Annotated in this window: 19 protein-coding genes; 11 read left to right on the top strand and 8 right to left on the bottom strand. The window is 72.7% G+C overall.

Features of this window, described 5'->3' with window-relative positions; genetic code table 11:
- Positions 1 to 43: 43 nt before the first annotated feature.
- On the top strand, positions 44 to 442 hold the full coding sequence (locus HNQ07_RS00880) for a 2Fe-2S iron-sulfur cluster-binding protein (RefSeq protein WP_184108914.1): 399 nt from the start codon (positions 44 to 46) through the stop codon (positions 440 to 442).
- A 6-nt stretch (positions 443 to 448) separates the two neighbouring features.
- On the opposite strand, the gene HNQ07_RS00875 is transcribed toward HNQ07_RS00880, so the two are convergent.
- The 4 genes from HNQ07_RS00875 to HNQ07_RS00860 are packed head-to-tail and all read right to left on the bottom strand — an operon-like array spanning position 449 to position 3,452.
- Complete coding sequence (locus HNQ07_RS00875) at positions 449 to 1,234, bottom strand: DUF421 domain-containing protein (RefSeq protein ID WP_229831802.1); 786 nt, start codon at positions 1,232 to 1,234, stop codon at positions 449 to 451.
- Positions 1,231 to 1,422, bottom strand: a complete 192-nt coding sequence (locus HNQ07_RS00870) for a hypothetical protein (protein ID WP_184108912.1) — start codon at positions 1,420 to 1,422, stop codon at positions 1,231 to 1,233. The genes HNQ07_RS00875 and HNQ07_RS00870 overlap by 4 nt, the downstream gene beginning before the upstream one ends.
- A gap of 39 nt (positions 1,423 to 1,461) precedes the next feature.
- Positions 1,462 to 2,493 (bottom strand): endolytic transglycosylase MltG, encoded by a 1,032-nt coding sequence (mltG, locus tag HNQ07_RS00865; protein WP_184108910.1) that lies wholly within the window; start codon positions 2,491 to 2,493, stop codon positions 1,462 to 1,464.
- Positions 2,490 to 3,452 carry a carbohydrate kinase family protein gene (locus tag HNQ07_RS00860; protein WP_184108908.1) on the bottom strand — a complete coding sequence of 321 codons (963 nt, stop codon included), beginning with the start codon at positions 3,450 to 3,452 and terminating at the stop codon, positions 2,490 to 2,492. Before HNQ07_RS00860 ends, mltG begins: the two co-directional genes overlap by 4 nt.
- 84 nt (positions 3,453 to 3,536) lie before the next feature.
- Between HNQ07_RS00860 and HNQ07_RS23905 the strand changes: the two genes are divergently transcribed.
- On the top strand, positions 3,537 to 5,573 hold the full coding sequence (locus HNQ07_RS23905; protein WP_229831803.1) for a sensor histidine kinase: 2,037 nt from the start codon (positions 3,537 to 3,539) through the stop codon (positions 5,571 to 5,573).
- A gap of 211 nt (positions 5,574 to 5,784) precedes the next feature.
- Positions 5,785 to 7,860, top strand: coding sequence for a cation:proton antiporter domain-containing protein (locus tag HNQ07_RS00850; RefSeq protein WP_184108906.1), 2,076 nt, complete (start codon positions 5,785 to 5,787; stop codon positions 7,858 to 7,860).
- A 2-nt stretch (positions 7,861 to 7,862) separates the two neighbouring features.
- Here the strand turns inward: HNQ07_RS00850 and HNQ07_RS00845 are convergent, their stop codons facing one another.
- Together HNQ07_RS00845 and gatB are read right to left on the bottom strand one after the other, a co-directional pair.
- Positions 7,863 to 8,507: a hypothetical protein gene (locus HNQ07_RS00845; protein WP_184108903.1), complete on the bottom strand. Its 645-nt coding sequence runs from the start codon at positions 8,505 to 8,507 to the stop codon at positions 7,863 to 7,865.
- Positions 8,504 to 9,946: an Asp-tRNA(Asn)/Glu-tRNA(Gln) amidotransferase subunit GatB gene (gene gatB / locus HNQ07_RS00840; RefSeq protein ID WP_184108901.1), complete on the bottom strand. Its 1,443-nt coding sequence runs from the start codon at positions 9,944 to 9,946 to the stop codon at positions 8,504 to 8,506. The genes HNQ07_RS00845 and gatB overlap by 4 nt, the downstream gene beginning before the upstream one ends.
- A gap of 278 nt (positions 9,947 to 10,224) precedes the next feature.
- Between gatB and HNQ07_RS00835 the strand changes: the two genes are divergently transcribed.
- The 4 genes from HNQ07_RS00835 to HNQ07_RS00820 all read left to right on the top strand — a co-directional run bounded on the left by HNQ07_RS00835 (position 10,225) and on the right by HNQ07_RS00820 (position 13,476).
- Positions 10,225 to 10,893 carry a hypothetical protein gene (locus HNQ07_RS00835; RefSeq protein ID WP_184108900.1) on the top strand — a complete coding sequence of 223 codons (669 nt, stop codon included), beginning with the start codon at positions 10,225 to 10,227 and terminating at the stop codon, positions 10,891 to 10,893.
- Between the two features lie 182 nt (positions 10,894 to 11,075).
- Complete coding sequence (locus tag HNQ07_RS23805; protein ID WP_221274663.1) at positions 11,076 to 11,537, top strand: SHOCT domain-containing protein; 462 nt, start codon at positions 11,076 to 11,078, stop codon at positions 11,535 to 11,537.
- 59 nt (positions 11,538 to 11,596) lie between these two features.
- The gene (locus tag HNQ07_RS00825; protein ID WP_184108898.1) at positions 11,597 to 12,274 is read left to right on the top strand and encodes a response regulator; all 678 of its coding nucleotides are present in this window, start codon (positions 11,597 to 11,599) and stop codon (positions 12,272 to 12,274) included.
- Entirely contained in the window at positions 12,271 to 13,476 is a 1,206-nt protein-coding gene (locus tag HNQ07_RS00820) for a sensor histidine kinase (RefSeq protein WP_229831804.1), read from the top strand. The genes HNQ07_RS00825 and HNQ07_RS00820 overlap by 4 nt, the downstream gene beginning before the upstream one ends.
- Here the strand turns inward: HNQ07_RS00820 and HNQ07_RS00815 are convergent.
- Positions 13,449 to 13,955 carry a MarR family winged helix-turn-helix transcriptional regulator gene (locus tag HNQ07_RS00815; RefSeq protein ID WP_184108896.1) on the bottom strand — a complete coding sequence of 169 codons (507 nt, stop codon included), beginning with the start codon at positions 13,953 to 13,955 and terminating at the stop codon, positions 13,449 to 13,451. The genes HNQ07_RS00820 and HNQ07_RS00815 overlap by 28 nt on opposite strands.
- 62 nt (positions 13,956 to 14,017) lie before the next feature.
- On the opposite strand from HNQ07_RS00815, the gene HNQ07_RS00810 reads away from it, so the two are divergent.
- The gene (locus HNQ07_RS00810; RefSeq protein WP_184108894.1) at positions 14,018 to 14,884 is read left to right on the top strand and encodes an EamA family transporter; all 867 of its coding nucleotides are present in this window, start codon (positions 14,018 to 14,020) and stop codon (positions 14,882 to 14,884) included.
- Here the strand turns inward: HNQ07_RS00810 and soxR are convergent.
- The gene (soxR, locus tag HNQ07_RS00805) at positions 14,877 to 15,320 is read right to left on the bottom strand and encodes a redox-sensitive transcriptional activator SoxR (RefSeq protein WP_229831805.1); all 444 of its coding nucleotides are present in this window, start codon (positions 15,318 to 15,320) and stop codon (positions 14,877 to 14,879) included. The two genes, HNQ07_RS00810 and soxR, sit on opposite strands and share 8 nt — an antisense overlap.
- Positions 15,321 to 15,433: 113 nt before the next feature.
- Here soxR and HNQ07_RS00800 point away from each other — a divergent pair, with 113 nt between their 5' ends.
- Genes HNQ07_RS00800 through HNQ07_RS00790 form a run of 3 tightly spaced genes read left to right on the top strand, consistent with a single transcriptional unit; the run spans position 15,434 to position 17,443 of the window.
- Positions 15,434 to 16,102, top strand: a complete 669-nt coding sequence (locus tag HNQ07_RS00800; protein ID WP_184108892.1) for a VOC family protein — start codon at positions 15,434 to 15,436, stop codon at positions 16,100 to 16,102.
- Complete coding sequence (locus tag HNQ07_RS00795) at positions 16,099 to 16,506, top strand: VOC family protein (RefSeq protein WP_184108890.1); 408 nt, start codon at positions 16,099 to 16,101, stop codon at positions 16,504 to 16,506. The genes HNQ07_RS00800 and HNQ07_RS00795 overlap by 4 nt, the downstream gene beginning before the upstream one ends.
- Positions 16,507 to 16,540: 34 nt before the next feature.
- Positions 16,541 to 17,443: a DMT family transporter gene (locus HNQ07_RS00790; RefSeq protein ID WP_184108888.1), complete on the top strand. Its 903-nt coding sequence runs from the start codon at positions 16,541 to 16,543 to the stop codon at positions 17,441 to 17,443.

The raw sequence follows: 17,443 nt of genomic DNA, 5'->3' as shown, positions 1-17,443 counted from the left end.
CGGCGACCGGGCACGGTGGTCGCCGCCGTGGCATGCTGGGCGCATGACCGCTCAGACGACCGGCGAGGGCTTCAGCGTGCAGGTGGAGGGCTTCGGCCCGGTGGGCGCCCAGGACGGCCAGCGGCTGGTGCTGGCGCTGGAGGGCGGCGGGACCGGCATCCTGCACCGCTGCGGCGGCCACGCGCGCTGCACGACGTGCCGGGTGGAATTCCTGGAGGGCGAGCCGGACAGCATGACGGCCGCCGAGTTCGACAAGCTGAGCGAGAAGGCGCTGCTGGGCGAAGCGCGGCTGTCGTGCCAGATCGAGTGCGCGCCGGGGATGCGCGTGCGCGTGCTCCAGACCACGGCGTCCACCGGCCTGGAGGCCGGCAAGGCCCCGGCCCCGCAGATCGAGCCGGACCCGGTGTGGACGACCCGGCCCGGCGCGTCGACCGAGGGCTGAGCGCTCCTACCGGCTCGACGCCGCGGGACTGCCCCCCTGCGGCGCGCTGCCCGGTGCGTGGTCCCCCTCGTCCGCCGGCGCGCCGGCCTCCGCGAAGGGATCGGTGGTCGCGGGCGTGTAGGTCTCGCCGCCGCACGGGCACGCCGGCAGCGGGCCACCGATCTGCCGCACCTGACCGCACGTCAGGCACGCGACCGGGCCACTCACGGCCTGCCCCACGGGCAGTGCGGGCGGCGGTTCCAGGTCCCACGGCGGCACGATCGGCAGGCCCGGCGGCGCGCCGTGCGCGTGCCGGAACACCGAGAGATTGCCGTCCTGCTCGAAGTATGCCCGCTGGATCTCGCCCAGCTGCCGGACCCCCTGGGCACGCAGGCGCTCGAACAGGTCCTCGCGGCTGAGGTCGGCGGCCTGAAGGGCGGGCGGGCTCAGGACACCGCCGCGCACGAGTTCCACCGGCTCGCCCTCGATGAACGCCTCGACGCGGTCCGAGCGGATCACCAGCAGCGACAGCCCGCGTTGCAGGCCCACGACCAGCGCAATGACCAGCATGGCGTGCACGAGCGGGACTTCCGGGTAGAACATCGGATCGCCCGCCGCGGACCCCAGCGCGATCACGATGGCGAGTTCCAGAGGGCTCAGCTGCGCCAGACCGCGCTTGCCGGTGATCCGCAGCAAGAAGGCCAGCCACAGGAACACCACGACCGTCCGCACGCCGATTTCCAGCAGGAACACGGGCGGCGTGTCGCCCAGCAGCATGCGCTGCCAGTCAAAGGGCTGCACTTCCGCGCTCACGACGGCTCCGGGGCGGGCGCGGCGTCGGGCCCGGTCAGGCCCAGGCCCGCCAGCACGCGCGCCCGGGGCCAGCCCGTCAGCTCGCTCAGCTCACGGGCGGCGTCCTCGAAGGCGGGGCTGCCGGGCACCTCGGTGCGCAGCCGCTGCCACAGCGCGTTGCGGCGCCGCAGGTCAAGGTGCCTGGACATGCCCGCAGTGTAGTGCGCCCGTGCCGGACGGAGGGCGGCTCAGCGGTGCCGGGCCACGTCGCGCAGGTGGGCGGCGTAATCGTGGTTCACGTAGATCTTGCCGTCCAGGCCGTGCAGGAAGTACAGCGCCGTGCGGCCGTCCTGCATGGTGAGGACCGGGCGCAGCACGCTCTGGAGGGCCGCGTTCCCCGGCGAGTTGATCGGCCCGGCGGGCAGGCCCTGGCGGGTGTATGTGGAGTACGGCGTGTCCTTCGTGAAGTCCCCGGCGCTGCGGTCGAGTTCCGGGAGGTCCTTGCCCAGCCCGTAAGCGACCGTGGGATCGCTGCCCAGCGCGATGCCCTCCTTCAGGCGGTTCACGAACACGCCCGCCACCACCGGCATCTCCCGGTCGTTGGCGGCCTCGGCCTGCACCATGCTGGCCAGGATCACCCAGCCGCGCACGTCCAGCCCCTGTTTCTTCGCCAGGGCGACGTTCGCCGGCGTGAATTCCTCGCTCATGCGCGCGAGCATCGTCCGCACGATGGTGCGCGCCGACTCCTGGGGGCGGAACGCGTAGGTGTCCGGGAACACGAAGCCCTCTAGGTCCGGCTGCCGGCCCTTGGCGTAGGGGCTCAGGTTCTCGTCCTTGAGTAGCGTCTGGATGGCGGCGGCGTCAAATCCTGCCTTTTTGAAGATGGCGGGCATGTCCCGGATGCGCCGGCCCTCGGGAATGGTGACGTTCACCGTGGGCACGCGCGCCGGGCCAGCGAGCGTCGCGGCGACCTGATCGACCGTCTGGGTACCCGTGAGGTCGTACAGACCCTCCTTGAGCTTGCCGGCCGTGCCGTCACGGTCCATCACGTAGCGCAGCACGCGCGCGTTCTTCACGATGTGCCGGCGCTCCAGCGTGCGCGCCACCGCGCTCAGCGAGTCGCCCGGCTTGACCTCCAGCGTGTACGGCGCGCCGCCCGCCGGGCCGAACAGCCCACGGATATACACGTACACGGCCAGCACCGCCGCCGCGATCAGCACCACCACGACCAGCAGCGCCCACACCCACCACGGCGTGCGGCGCCCACTCAGGCGGGTCATGCCGGCTCCTGCACGGCGCCCACACGGACCAGCCGGGCCCGCAGGTCATCGTCCGCCGGCGCGCGCGCCCCGAAGCGCGACACCACCCAGCCGCCCACCTGCACCGCCAGTTCCGCCGCCCGCCGCGCGTCCCCGTGCCGCAGCCAGCCGGCCAGGAACGCCCCGCCGAACGCGTCCCCGGCGCCGGTCGCGTCGATCAGGGGATCGCGGGTGGCCGGCACCTGGACGCGCGCGCAGTCCGGCCCCTCGATCATCACGCCGTCCTCGTCCATCTTCAGCACGACCAGCGCGTGCGGATACCGGGCGCGGAACCAGTCCAGCGCCGCGTCCGGGTGACGCTCGCCGCTCATGGCGCGCGCCTCGTCGTCGTTCGGGAAGATCACGTCGAAGGGCACGCCGTCCACGATCCGCAAAAAAGGATCGCGGCCCAGCTGCTGGATCATCTGGAACGACCCGGGATCGAGGCTCAGGGTGGCCCCGGCCGCCTTGGCCACCCTCGCGGCCTCCAGCGCCGCGGCGCGCGGCGGATGACGGAACAGGCTCCACGCGGTCAGGTGCAGGTGCCCCGCGCGGCGCAGCACGTCCAGCGGCAGTTCGCCCGGCAACAGCTCCCAGTCGGCCCCCTGACCGGTCAGCATGGCCCGCTGCCCCCGCCGGTCGATCAGCGCCAGGATCACGCCCGTCGGGTGCTCGTCACTCAGCGTCAGGGCCGTCCGCACGCCCTCGGCCCGGAGTTCCGCCGTGGCCAGCTCCCCGAAGCGGTCGCGGCCGATCTTCCCGACGAACGTGGCCGGGAACGCGCAGCGCTGCGCCCACACGGCCAGGTTCGCGGCGCTGCCTCCACCCGACAGCTCCATGCGCCCGGTGGTGTCCCCGCCCGGCAACAGCATGGTGTCGGGTTTCGCCAGAACGTCCCAGGCCAGGTCTCCCAGCGAAACGAGCGGTGTGCGTTCAGTCATGGTCGGCGCAGCATACCGCCCTCCACCCGGCCGGGGGTCACCGCACCCCAGCTGCCCCCTAAGCGCTACGCTGGACACACGCTGATGCCGACCTCCACCCACCCCTCCCTGTCCGCCGAGGCGCTGCTGGCACTGCGCGAACGCACCCGCGACCAGCCGGCAGACGTGGTACGCGAGGCCGAGGCGCTGCTACCCGCAGCCCGGGCGACCGGAGACAGGCGCACCCTCGCCTCCCTGCTGACCGCGCTCGGCGCCGGGCTGTCGGAAACGGGAAACAACGACAGAGCGCAACTCATTCTGGATGAAGCTCTGGAGCACACAGACGGTGATGCCGAGAGCGAGGCGGGCGTCCGCGCACAACGGCTCTCGATGTTCATCTCTCTTGGAGAGAGCAGCACGGTAGATGAGGATATTGAGCGGCTCACCGCCATTCTGGACGGTCTGAAGCGCCCCCGCGAGACAACAGCTGCTATGAACGCTCTGGCTGGTGCCGCCTTCCGCCAGGGACGGCTGGAAGACGCGGGTCTCTGGCTGGAACGGGCGAGCCGCGCGGCGCTGGACAGCGGCGATCGTCGCGGAGCAACGATCGCGGCGACCAACGCCGTGATCGTCAGTATCGAACTCGAGCGTTATGCCGTGGCGCTGACGCAGCTCCGGAACGCACTCGCCCACACGGACTCGTCCCAGGTCACCGTATTCGTGCACGCCCAGCACGCCCTCCTCTACTCGCGGCTCGAGCTGCACCAGCAGGCCCTGGATGTGATCGACAGCTATCTGGACGGACGTCCACTGAACCCACCGGCCGAGTCGGACAAGGTGATGTTAATCAACAAGGCGGAGGCGCTGACCTCACTGAACCGTCTGGATGAAGCTGCCGATATCATTGAACGCCATGCCCTGCACCTCGAAGGTGGGCTGCGTATCGCCGGCGAAGCCAGCGACACCCTTGGGCGGATCTACGGCCTGCTGGGCCGCACGGAGGAGGCACGCGCCCTGTTGACCACGGGTCTGGAGCTGCTTGAGCGCGGCGGCCTCACGCACGCCGCCGCCCGTACCCTCCTGAACCGTGCCGAGCTGGAGTTGCCCCACGATCCGCAGTTCACCCTGAACTGCACCCGGCATACCCTGGAGCGCCTGGAGACCGGGGCGCCGGGCCGGCTCCATGCGCGGGCGTTCCGGCTGCAGGCGCAGGCCCACGCGGCGCTGGGCGAATACCGGCTTGCGTACGAGCTGGGCGAGCGGCACCGTCACCTGCAGGACGACCTGGACCGCCGGCTGGAGCGGCAACGGCTGGATGTCGCACTGGCGGAACTGGAATACGAGCGCGCTCAGGTGACGGCCCGCATCCAGCGGGAGGCGCTGCGCGAGGCGCGGCAGGAGGTCGCGGAGCTGCACGCGCACCTGGAGGCGCGGGTGGAGCGGCGCACGCAGGAGCTGCACGCGGCGAACGAGGAGCTGCGGGCCTTCGCGCACTCCGTGAGCCACTACCTGCGCACGCCGATGCAGGTGATCCTCGGGCACGCCACACTGCTGGATCAGGTGTCCGGCGCGCAGCGGACGCGGTCGGCGGACGCCATCACGGGCGCGACCGAGCGCATGGCCGAGGTGCTGGACGGCCTGCTCGCGTACGCGGCGCGTGGAGCGGTGCCGCAGGCGTCCGGCACCGTGGATCTGGACGCGGTGGTGCGCGCGGCGTGGGCGGATCAGGCGGACCCGCAGCGGGCGGTGGCGGTGGAGATCGGACCGATACCACCCGTTCGGGGCGACGCGGCCGCCCTGCGGGTGGTGTTCGGGAACCTGCTGCACAACGCGCTGAAGTACACCGGCGAGCAGGCACAGCCGCACGTGCAGGTGTCGGCCAGCGTGGTGCCGGACGGGGTGCTGGTGGAGGTGCGGGACAACGGCGTGGGCTTCGATCCGGCCGACGCCACGCGGCTGTTCGGGGCGTTCACGCGCCTGCCCACCACCACCCGCTTCGAGGGCCTGGGCCTGGGTCTGGCGGACGTGTGGCGGATCGTGATCGCGCACGGAGGGCACGTGCGGGCTGAAGGGCGTCCCGGCGAGGGCGCATCGTTCTTCGTGACGCTCCCGGCCGCCGAGGAGTGGCGCAGCGAGGGCTGAGGACAGACCCCGGCAGGGGGAGCGGAAGCCCTGTATCCGGCCGCCAGCTTCCGTTGAGGGAACGCCGAGCCACTGTGAATGTCTACAGGGCGATGGAGAATGTTCGGGCCACTGATCAGCACTGCCGCCCCAGGCCCAGATACCCGGCGTCCCGGTCCCAGATGACGCAGGGCGACCTGTGCGCCCGGCGCGGCGTGCGGCATGCTGAGGTATGTCCCTCGTTCCTGTGTCGATTGGCCGACTGCTGCCGGCGGTGGCGATCCTGCTGACCGGCCCGGCCCTCGCCGCCGCCCCGGACGGGGCCGCGCACGCCGGCCCGCCGGAATTCCTGCTGCAACTGACGCTGCTGCTGGCGGTGTCAGCGCTGGCGGCGTACTCGTCGTTCCGGCTGCGCCTGATCCCAATCATCGGGTTTCTGGTGGCGGGGGTGCTGGCCGGGCCGGGCGCGCTGGGCCTGATCCGCGATCCGGCGCTGATCTCGTCGGCGTCCGAGGTGGGGGTGATGCTGCTGCTGTTCACCATCGGGATCGAGTTCAGCCTGGAGCGGCTGTCGCGGATCGCGCGGCTGATCTTCCTGGGCGGCGGCCTGCAGGTGGGCCTGACGATCGTGGCGGTGACGGGCGCCCTGCTGGCATTCGGGGTCGGCGCCCAGAGCGCCGTGTTCACCGGATGCCTGATCGCCCTGTCAAGCACCGCGATCGTGATGCGCGTGCTGGGCGAGCGCGGCGAGACCAACGCCCGCACCGGTCAGGTGAGCCTGGGCATCCTGATCTTCCAGGACCTCGCGGTGGTGCTGATGGTGCTGCTGATTCCCATGCTGGCCGGGCAGGGCGGCGGCGCGGGCGGAGTGCTCCTCGCCCTGGCGAAGGCGGGGGGCATCATCGCGTTCGTGCTGGTCGCCGCGCGGCGCATCGTGCCGCCGGTGATGGAGGTGGTGGCCAGGACCTGCAGCAGCGAGATCTTCCTGCTGACGGTGGTGGCGCTGTGTTTCGGCACGGCCGCCCTGACCGCCCTGGCCGGGGTCAGCCTCGCGCTGGGCGCGTTCCTGGCGGGCCTGCTGGTCAGCGAGAGCCGCTACGGCGCGCAGGCGCTGGGTGAGATCCTGCCGCTGCAGATCCTGTTCAGCGCGGCGTTTTTCCTGTCGGTCGGCGTGCAGCTCGACCTGGGGTTCCTGGTGCGCAACCTGGGGCTGGTGCTGGGCGCGGCCGCGCTGATCGCGCTGCTGAAGGCGGCCGTGGCCTTCGTCAGCGTGCGGCTGCTGGGCGAGCCCACGCGCACGGCCCTGCCGGTGGCGCTGGGGCTCGCGCAGGTCGGGGAATTCTCGTTCGTGCTGGCCACGACGGGCGCGGCGCTGGGCCTGAGCTTCGCGGGCATGGGCGAGCGCGGCAGCGGGGTGTTTATCGCGGCGACGGTACTGCTGATGGCGTTCACGCCCGCGCTGAGCGCCCTGGCGGGCGTCCTGACGGCCCGCCTGACCGCCCCTGCGCTATCCGGCGGACCTGGGGACAACGGTTCGCCCGGAGCGTCGGGTGAAGGGGGAGCCCACGGCCTGCCGGTGCGCGACCGGGTGATCTTCGCCGGGTACGGCCCGTACGCCCGCATCGCGGCGCGGGCGCTGAGCCGGGCGGGCAAGCCGTATTCGGTGATCACGCGCAGTCCGGACGGTGCCAGCGAACTCCAGGGCCGCGGCGCTCCGGTGCTGATCGCGGACTACACCCGTGCGGGGCTGCTGCGCGAGCTGGACATCGCCTCGGCCAGTGCCCTGGTGATCGCGGACGACGACCCGGAGATGACCGAGCGCGCCGTGAGCGTGGCGCGTACGGTCGCGCCGGACCTCACGATCATCACGCAGGCGACGACCAGCGAGGGCTTCCACGGCCTCCAGGCGCTCGGCGCGCAGCACATCATCAGCCCCCGGAAGGAAGTGGTGGCGGGCATCCTGGACCTGATCACCCCGCCGGAGGTCACGCGCGCCCACATCCTGCGCCACCTCGCGGAGCACCCGCCGATCACGCTGAGCGCCACGCAGCGCGCGCAGTGCGAGCACGCCGAGCACAATGCCGGGCCGGTCACGCCGGAGGCTGACGTGTGCCTGGAATGCGTGGCGCTGGGCGACACGTGGGTGCACCTGCGCGTGTGCATGACCTGCGGGCACGTGGGCTGCTGCGATTCCAGCAAGAACCGGCACGCCACCCGACACGCGCACGCGCAGCGCCACCCCATCATCCGGTCCGCCGAGCCGGGCGAGGACTGGGCGTACTGCTACGAGCACGGCTGGACGAAGTAGCGCTACGGCGCCATCGGGGGCGGCACGGCCTTCAGGGCCAGCAGCATGGCGGCTGTGTCGAGCAGCGCGTGCGTGCCGTACACGATCATGGCGGCCACGTCCGGGGTGTCGCTGCCGGGCAGCCCGGCGATAGGCACCACATTCACCACGCCCAGCGCGAGGCTCAGGGCGGCGGCGGCGTTCAGCCACTGGCCCAGGCGCACGCGGCCCAGCGCCTCGTTCGGGGTGGGCGCCCAGCGGGCCAGCGTGCCGAACACGGCGTTCTTCGCAAAGATGAACGCCCCGCTGATCGTGACCAGCGCCGTGACCGCGACCGGGCTGGCCGTCTCGGCGACGCCGCCGGCCAGCGAGAGCAGCAGCAGCAGCCACATGGCGATCCGCAGCGAGGTCAGCCACGGCAGCAGCGCGCGCACGGAGCGCAGCACCCCGTCGGTGTCCGGCACCGCCTCGGCCGCGACATAGCGCGTGAAGACCTGTGTCCACCACAGCAGCACCAGGGCCGCCAGCACGGAGCGCAGGGCCTCGAGCACCGCGACCACATCCAGCACCGGCGAGCGCCACAGGGTGAACGCGGCCAGCCCGAAGGTCGCCACGACCAGCGCCCACAGCGCGCCCAGCGCCGCGGAGCGCCACGCCGCCGGGGTCACAGCCCGAGCTTGTGCGTCAGGCGTTCGCGCACGACTTCCGGCTTGGCCTGACCGCCCAGGGCCTTCATGACCGGGCCGAACAGGGCGTTCATGGCCTTGGCGTTGCCGCCGCGCACCTTCTCGACCGTGGCGGGGTCGGCGACCATGGCAGCGTCGATGGCGGCGTCGATGGCGCCGGTGTCGGTGACCACGCTCAGGCCACGTTCGCGCACCAGCGCGGCGGGATCATGGCCCGCCATCACGTCCGGCAGCAGGTCCTTGGCGACCCGCCCGCTGATGGTGCCGGCATCGATCAGGCCGACCAGCGCGGCCAGGTGCGCGGGCTGCACGGCCGCGTCCGCGAGGGCCTGCTCGCGCGCGGCCAGCCATCCGGACACGTCGCCCAGCAGCCAGTTGGCGAGCTTTTGGGCATCGACCGGCCGGGCGTCCGGACCCGCGCGCAGGGCGTCGTCGTAGAAGCGCGACAGCGGCACGCTGAGGCTCAGCGCCCGCGCGTCCGAGTCGCGCACGCCTGCCGCGACGTAGCGCCCGCGCTTCTGGACCGGCAGTTCCGGCATGCGCGCCTGCACGCGCGCGATCCACTCGGGCGTGATGTCCAGCGGCGGCAGGTCGGGTTCGGGGAAGTAGCGGTAGTCGGCCTCGCCCTCCTTGGTGCGCATCAGGAAGGTCTTCTGGCCGCCCTCGTCCCAGCCCAGCGTGTCCTGCGTGATGCGCCCGCCCGCGTCCAGCACGCGCGACTGCCGCGCCGTCTCGAACTCGATGGCGCGCGCCACCGAGCGGAAGGAGTTGAGGTTCTTGACCTCGCACTTGGTGCCCCACGGCTCGCCGGGGCGGTGCACGCTGAGGTTCACGTCGCAGCGCATCTTGCCTTCCTCGGGCGTGGCGTCCGACACGCCGAGCGCCTGCGCGATGGCCTGCACGCTCTCCAGAAACGCGCGGGCCTGCTCGGCCGTGCGCAGGTCGGCCTCCGTGACCATCTCCAGCAGGGACGAGCCCGCCCGGTTCAGGTCGAGCAGCGAGTACGGCGCGTACGCGGGATGCGTCAGCTTGCCCGCGTCGTCCTCCAGGTGGGCGCGCTTGATGCGGATGCGGTGCACGTCCCCGCCCTCCAGGGTCACGTCCAGGTGGCCGTCGCGCGCGATGGGCCGGTCGTACTGCGACAGCTGGAAATTCTTGGGGGCGTCGGGGTAGAAGTAGTTCTTGCGGTGGAACTGCGTGAAGCCCGACACGTCGCAGTTCAGGCCCAGGCCGAACATCATGGCGAGTTCGACCGCCTCGCGGTTGAGGGTGGGAAGCGTTCCAGGCAGGCCCAGCGTGAAGGGGTCCGTGAAGGTGTTCGGCTCCGCGCCGTGGTACTCCTGCGGGCACGCGCTGAAGATCTTGCTGCGCGTCTTCAGTTGCAGGTGGACTTCGAGCCCGATGACGGCCTGGTACGACATGGGGGGCAGGATAGCGCCGCCGGTGAACCGGAGGAGGTGCGAGAGCTAGGGCTGCGGCCCGGCACTGCCGTCCGGCACGACGAAGCGCGGCGTGACCGGAGCGTCTGGGAGCGCCCGGTCCCACCCGCCCTGCGGCGCGGGGGCCGTTCCGCCTCACCAGGGCCTGACCCGGCGGCGCCCATGATGGGTGCAGGAGGAAGGCCGGACGGACGGGAAGGCGGCCGCTCCGCCGGGTCCGGGGCAGGGCCCAGGTGCGAGCCGACCTCCGAGGAGTCGCCATGAATTCCATTCGTACAGTCCTGTGTTCCTTCGCCCTGGCCGCCGCGCCGGTGGCCGCCGCGCAGTCCTACTCGCTGGTCGTGAACGGCCAGGCCTCCCCCACCCCGGCTGTCACCGTGAACGGGCAGACCTACGTGCCGCTGTCTGCCCTGACGACCCTGGGCATTCCGAGCAGCGTGAGCGGCCGCACCGTCACGCTGGGCAGCGCCACGCCCGGCGGCGCGAACCAGCGCGCGTCGCTGGAGGGCTGCGTGGGCGAGACCCTGTTCAACGGCGTGTGGCGCCTGACCGTCCGCAGCGTCAAGCCGGCCCAGCGCTACGGTGGGCAGCAGAGGGGCTACGCCGTGACCCTGGAGTGGAAAAACGGCAGCGCGGTCACCACCGACGGGCAGAACACCGGCGTCAAGGGCCTCCAGCTGATCCTCCAGGACGGCAGTGCACTGGAGAGCGAGACCGTGCAGGACCTCCAGTTCCGCAAGCTCGCGCAGGGGGCCGGCAGCACCTTCACGCTGGCGTTCTACGCCGACTCGGCAGCGTCCGCGAACCTGACCCCGGCGGACAAGCTCCTCGTGGAGATCGACCCAGCCGTGTTGCGCGCCACCGGCGTGAAGGCGGCGTACAGCACGCCCACGCCCAGCTTCCGCGTGCGCCTGGGCTGCCAGAAGTAATCCAGTCCCCTCTGCGTGCCCGGCCCGCGGTTCTGCCGCTGCGGCCGGGCGCCCACGTTGCGCCCTGGCGTTCACAGTGGATTCACACTCCCTCCCCCCGCCCTTCACGGGGCCGGACGTAGGGTTCGTGCAGGCAGGGACGGCCCCTGCACGAACCCAGAAGGTCCGAGGAGACAGTGAACATGGACGTCATCATCAACAACCCGCCCGCCGCCACGTACCAGACCCCGCTGCCCGCCCAGGGCTACGCGCCCCTCCAGGCCACGCCGTACGGCTACGGCCCCGCAGCGTACGGTCCGTACCCGCATCCCCACGGCCCCGGTTTCCTGTTGCCGCTGCTGCTGATCGGCGCGTTCGTGCTGTTCCGGCGCCGCCGCTTCATGGCCCGGCGCTTCATGGCGGGCGACGCGGGCGCCATGACCGCCAACGCGGACATGGCCGCCGAGATGCGCGACAAGTGGCGGCGTCACCGCGACCGCTTCGTGAACGACTCCGCGCTGCACATCGCCCGCGAGCGCTACGCGAAGGGCGAGATCAACGCGGACGAATACGAGGCCCTGCGCCGCACCCTGAGCGGCGAACTCCGCCCGGACCGGCCCAGCGCAGACCAGCCCGCCGGCCGCGACGGTGGCCTGAAGCTCTGAACGTCCAGGGGCGGTGGGCGTCAGATCCCACCGCCCCACAGCGTGGAGAATGGAATCCGATGAGCACCATCCTGATCGTGGAAGACGAACCCCGGCTGGCGGACATCCTGGAGGTGTACCTGCGCCGGGAGGGCTTCCACACCGAGCGGGCCGGCGACGGGCGGCGCGCGCTGGAACTGTGGCGCGCGGCCCGGCCGGCCCTGATCCTGCTCGACCTGATGCTGCCGGAACTGGACGGCCTGGAGGTCGCGCGGCGGGTGCGGGCCGAGTCGGGTGTACCGATCATCATGCTGACCGCGCGCGACGAGGAGATCGACCGCCTGCTGGGTCTGGGCATCGGTGCGGACGATTACGTGGTCAAGCCGTACAGCCCGCGCGAGGTGGTGGCGCGCGTGAAGGCGGTGCTGCGCCGGGCGGGCGGCGGGCCGGAGATCGTGGGCGCGCTGCACGCCGGGCCGCTGGTGGTGGACCCGGCGGCCTTCACGGTCACGTTGCGCGGCGCGGCGCTGGACGTGACGGTGGCCGAGGTGCGGCTGCTGGCCCTGCTGGCGCGCGACCCGGGCGTGGTGCGCACCCGCGCGGAGCTGCTGGCGGCCCTGGGCGGCCTGGAGCGCGGCACGGACGAGCGGACGGTGGACGCGCACGTGAAGAACCTGCGCCGCAAGTTCGGTGAGGACGCCGCGCTGCTGGACACCGTGCGCGGCGTGGGCTACCGCCTGCGGGTGGGCGCGGCGTGACGGAGCCGCGCGGGCACCTCCAGGACCGGCGCCGGGAGCAGCTCCGGCACCTGAAACGCTGGCCGGGCCGTCCGCACGGCCGGCGCCGCTGGGGGCTGCGCTCGCGGCTGGGACGCGCGTTCATGCTCACGGCGCTGCTGGCCGTGATCCTGACCACCGGGATGACGGTGGGCACGACCATGCAGGTGCTCGCGCAGTTCCGGCCTGAGACCAGCGTGACGCTGTCGGCGGCCGACTGGGACGCGCTGGTGCGGCAGGCGGGGCGCACGATCATGGGGGGCGCAGTCCGCGCGGCCGTGATCAACACGCTGCTCTCGACGGTGGTGGCGGCGCTGATCACGCGGCAGCTCACGTTGCCGCTGCTGCGGCTGGCCGACGGCGCGGGCCGGTTGCAATCCGGCGAGCGCGGCGTGACCCTGCCGGTGCCGCCCCGCCACGACGAGCTGCGTGCCCTGACCCTCGCGTTCAACGACCTCACGGCCAGCCTGGCGCGGCAGGAGGCGTGGCGGCGCGGGCTGGTCGCGGACATTGCGCACGATCTGCGCACGCCGCTGTCGGTGCTGCGCTCCGAGATCGAGGCGATGCAGGACGGCGTTCAGCCCGCCGATGACGCCGCGCTGTCACGGCTGCACGGCGAGGTGCTGCTGCTGGCGCGGCTGGTCACGGACCTGCGCCTGCTGTCGCTCGCGGAGGGCGGCGCCCTGAGCCTGACCCTGCAACCCGTGGACGCCGGGGCGCTGCTGGGCGCGCTCGCGGACACCTACGCGCGCCGGGCCGGCGAGGCGGGCGTCACCCTGACGCTGCACACCGAGCCGGGCGTGGCCGTGCAGGCGGACCCCGACCGGCTGCGGCAGACCCTCCAGAACGTGCTGGACAACGCCCTGCGCTACGCTGCGCCCGGCGCCGTGGAACTGAGCGCCCGCGCCGCCGGCCCGGTGGTGCAGCTGACGGTGCGCGACCACGGGCCGGGCTTCGCGCCGGACGCGCTGTCGCGGGCCTTCGAGCGCTTCTACCGCGCGGACGCCAGCCGCACCCGCGATCCACAGGGCCGGGCGAGTTCGGGACTGGGCCTGGCGATCGCGCGGGCGCTGACCGAGGCGCAGGGCGGCACCCTGGAGGCCCGAAACCACCCGGAGGGCGGCGCGGAATTCACGGTCACGCTGCCCGTGCCGGATCAGACCAGGGCGTTCGCCTCGGCGTGAGCGATGAGCTTGCGCAGCAGCGCCTCCAGCGCCGCGGTCTCGTCCGGCGTCAGCGCAGCCAGGAGCTGACGCTCGAACGCGAGGTGCTCGGGCAGGTGCGTGCGGACGAGGTCGCGGCCGGCGTCCGTGAGGGCGATGCGCCACGACCGCCGGTCGTCCGGGTCGAGGGTGCGGGTGAGCAGGCCGCGCTCCTCCAGCGTGTCGGCGCACCCCGTGATGGTGGCGGGCGACACGGCCAGCAGCGCGGCGAGTTCGCCCGGCGGCAGGCCCTGGGGCGGCTCGGAGCGGTACAGCGTGAACAGCACGTCGCGGGTGCCGGAGGTAAGCCCCGCCCGGGCCGCAGTCGAGCGCACCGCTGTGCCCAGCAGCGACTGCGCGCGGCTCAGGGTGATGAAGGTCAGCATGGGCGCGGTGTCCAGCTCCGGCTCCCGCGCGTGCCAGTCGTGCCGAATACGGTCGAGCAGGGCCACGGTGGTCATGCGCGGAGTGTAGCGGGCGGGGTGCTTGCTTTCCAAATATTTTAGTACTAAAGTTTTTAGAGATGAAGCTCTTCTCGCCCCTGACCATGGCAGCCCTGGCCCCGCTCAGCTGGGGCACGAGCTACCTCGTGCTGGACGAGCTGCGTCCGCTGGGGCCGCTCACGGTCGCCGCCCTGCGCGCGCTGCTGGCCGGCGTGCTGCTCCTGCTGGTGGTGCGCGAGTTGCCGCGCGGCATGTGGTGGGGCAGGAGCCTGCTGCTCGGCGCGCTGAACTTCGGGCTGTTCTTCGGGACGCTGTTCATCAGTGCCAGCCGCCTCAGCGGGGGCGTGGCGGCCACACTCGGCGCCCTCGGGCCGCTGCTGATCATCGCCTTCAATCTGGTGGCGTGGCGCCAGGCGCCCACGCGGCACACGCTGGGCGCGGCGCTGCTCGGGCTGGTGGGTGTGGCGCTGCTGGTGCTGGGGCCGGGCGCGCGGCTGGACCCCTGGGGTGTCGTGGCCGGCGTGGTCAGCGTGGTCGCCGCGTCCGGCGGCTACCTGCTGAGCAGCGCGTGGGGCACGCCGCCGGGCACCGCCATGCTGTCGGTCACGGCGTGGCAGCTCACGTGGGGCGGCGTGCTGCTGGTGCCGCTCGCGCTGCTGCTGGAGGGCGTTCCGGCGCTGCCCACGGCCGGGCAGTGGCCGTGGCTGGCGTACATGGTCGTGGTGACCACCGCGCTGGCGTACGCGCTGTGGTTCCGGGGCATCCAGCACTCCTCGGCCGTACAGGTCTCGCTGCTAACCCGGCTGAGCCCGGCGACGGCGCTGCTGATCGACCTGCTGCGGGGCCATACCCTCAGCGGCGGGCAGTGGGCGGGCCTGGCGCTGATCGCCCTGAGTTTCGTCCCCGAGCGGCCGGCGCCCGCAGCCCGGGCACAGCGCCTCAGCTGAGCCGGCTGCGGCCCGGGTGGCGGCGGCTGGCCTCGTCGCGGGGGTTATGCAGCGCGCAGGTCTCCAGCGACAGGCACCCGCACGCGATACAGCCGCTCAGGTCGTCGCGCAGCCGGATCAGCGCCGCGATGCGCCCATCGAGCTGCGTCCGCCAGCGCGCGGACAGGGCCGCCCAGTCCGCGCGGGTGGGCGTGCGGCCCTCCGGCAGGGTGTTCAGCGCGGCGCGGATCTCCGCCAGCGGCACCCCGACCCGCACGGCCGCGCGGATGAACGCAAGGCGGCGCAGCGTCTCGCGGGCGTAGCGGCGCTGGTTGCCGGTGGTGCGGGCGCTGCGGATCAGGCCCTCGCGTTCGTAGTGGTGCAGCGTGGGCACGCTCAGGCCGGAGCGCTCGGCCACCTGGGCGGGCGTCAGGACAAAGGAGGGCTCGGGCGGCACTTGACCTCAAGTGTACGTGAGGTTTCACGATAGGGACATGACCGCGCCGCCGTTTCTCCGCGCCCTCACCGTCCGCCCGTGACCACCGGCCCCTCTCCCCCACTGGAGCGCCCATGCACCTCGACCACCTGACCCTGCACGCCCGCGACCTCGGTGCCCAGCGCGACTTCTACGCCGGCACCCTCGGCCTGAACCTCCTGGAGGACACGCCGCAGCATGTGACCGTGCAGGTCGGTGCCAGCCGCGTGACCTTCGTGCATGACCCGGCCCACGCGGCGTTCTCGCACTTCGCCCTCGACATTCCCCGCACGCTGGTGGACGGCGCGCAGGCGTGGCTGGGAGCGCGCGTGCTCCTGCTGGCCGACGCGGACGGCCGCACCTGTTTCGGGCCGAACGCCCGCTGGAACACCACCAACGTGTACTTCGACGACCCGGCCGGGAACATCGTGGAATTCATCGCCCGGCATGACCGGCCGCACGACCATGCGGGCTTCTTCGGGCCGCAGCATGTCCTGCACCTCAGCGAGTACGGCGTGGTGGTGCGGGACGTCCCCGCCGCCGTGCGCCGGCTGGGCGAGGAGCGCGGCATCTTCCCCTTCAACGGCCAGAGCGACACCTTCACCGCCGTGGGCAGCCACGACGGCATGCTGATCGTGGTGCCCGCCGGACGCGGGTGGATGCCGGATGGACGGCCCGCCGTGCCCGCACCCTTCACGCTCGCGTGGGACGGGGGCCGCACCCTCACGGCGGAGGACACGGTGGTCGCCGGAGCCCCCGGATGACGCCGCCCACCGTCACGGCCGCCACGCCCATCCGCATCGCGCGGCCGAGTGCGGATCTGCGCGCCGCCGAGGCGTTCTACGTGGACGGCGTGGGCCTGAGCGTGCTGTGGCGCAGCGATGCCGACGACTTCGCCGAGTTGCTGATGCTGGGCGTGCCGGGCGCGCTCTGGCACCTGGAACTCACGCGGGCGCGGCACCACGACGTCCGGCCGACGCCCACGCCGGAGGACCTGCTGGTGCTGTATCTGGACGCGCCGGTGCCGCCCGCGCTGGTCGAGCGGATGGTGGCGCACGGCGGGCGGCGGGTCACGGCGCTGAATCCGTACTGGGAGCGCTGGGGCGTGACCGTGGCCGACCCGGACGGCTACCGGCTGGTGCTGTGCCAGCGATCCTGGACGACGTGAACGCGGGCCGGTGCACGCTGCACTAGCCTGCCGTATGTCCCGCGTGAAGTCCGCTGCCCTGGCCGCCGCGCCGCTGCTGTTCGTGGTGCTGTGGAGCACGGGCTTCATCGGCACGAAGGGTGCGGCGCGCAACGCCGATCCTTTTGCATTCCTGGCGCTGCGCTTCACCATCGCCGCCGGGCTGATGGGGCTGCTGACCGCGCTGCTGCGCGCTCCGTGGCCCACGCGCGGGCAGGCGGGCCGCGCCGCCGTGACGGGCCTGCTGCTGCACGCCGGGTACCTGGGCGGCGTGACCACCGCGATCTGGCTGGGCCTGCCCGCCGGCATCACCAGCGTGCTGGTGGGCGTGCAGCCGCTGCTGACCGCGGGGTTGTCGTGGCCGGTGCTGGGCGAGCGGGTCACGTCGCGGCAGTGGGCGGGGCTGGCCCTGGGCTTCGTGGGCGTGCTGCTGGTCGTGGAGGGCCGGGTGGGCGCCGGGGGCAGCGTGGGCACCGGGGCCGTCGTGGCGGCGCTGGTCGCGCTGGCGTGCACCACGGCGGGCACGCTGTACCAGCGCCGGGTGGGGGCCGACATGCCGCTGCTGGGCGGCACCACCGCGCAGTACGTGGCGAGCGCCGCCGCGCTGGGCCTCGTGACGCTGGCGCGCGGCGGCGGCGAGGTCCACTGGACCACGGAGTTCGTGGTGTCGCTGACGTGGCTGGTGCTGGTGCTGTCGGTCGGGGCGATCCTGCTGCTGATGACGCTGCTCCGCGACCTGCCGGCCGCGCGGGTGGGCAGCCTGTTCTACCTGGTGCCGCCGCTGGCCGTGCTGGAGACGTGGCTGCTGTACGGCGAGCGCCTGAGCGCGGCCTCGCTGGCGGGCCTGGCGCTGTGCGTGGCTGGCGTGGCGCTGGCGGCCGCGCCGCAACCATCGCCGGCTCTGGCGCGTACCTCGTGA

Source organism: Deinococcus metalli, from assembly GCF_014201805.1.
GTDB lineage: Bacteria > Deinococcota > Deinococci > Deinococcales > Deinococcaceae > Deinococcus > Deinococcus metalli.
This window is presented reverse-complemented; position numbering and strand designations above follow the sequence as displayed.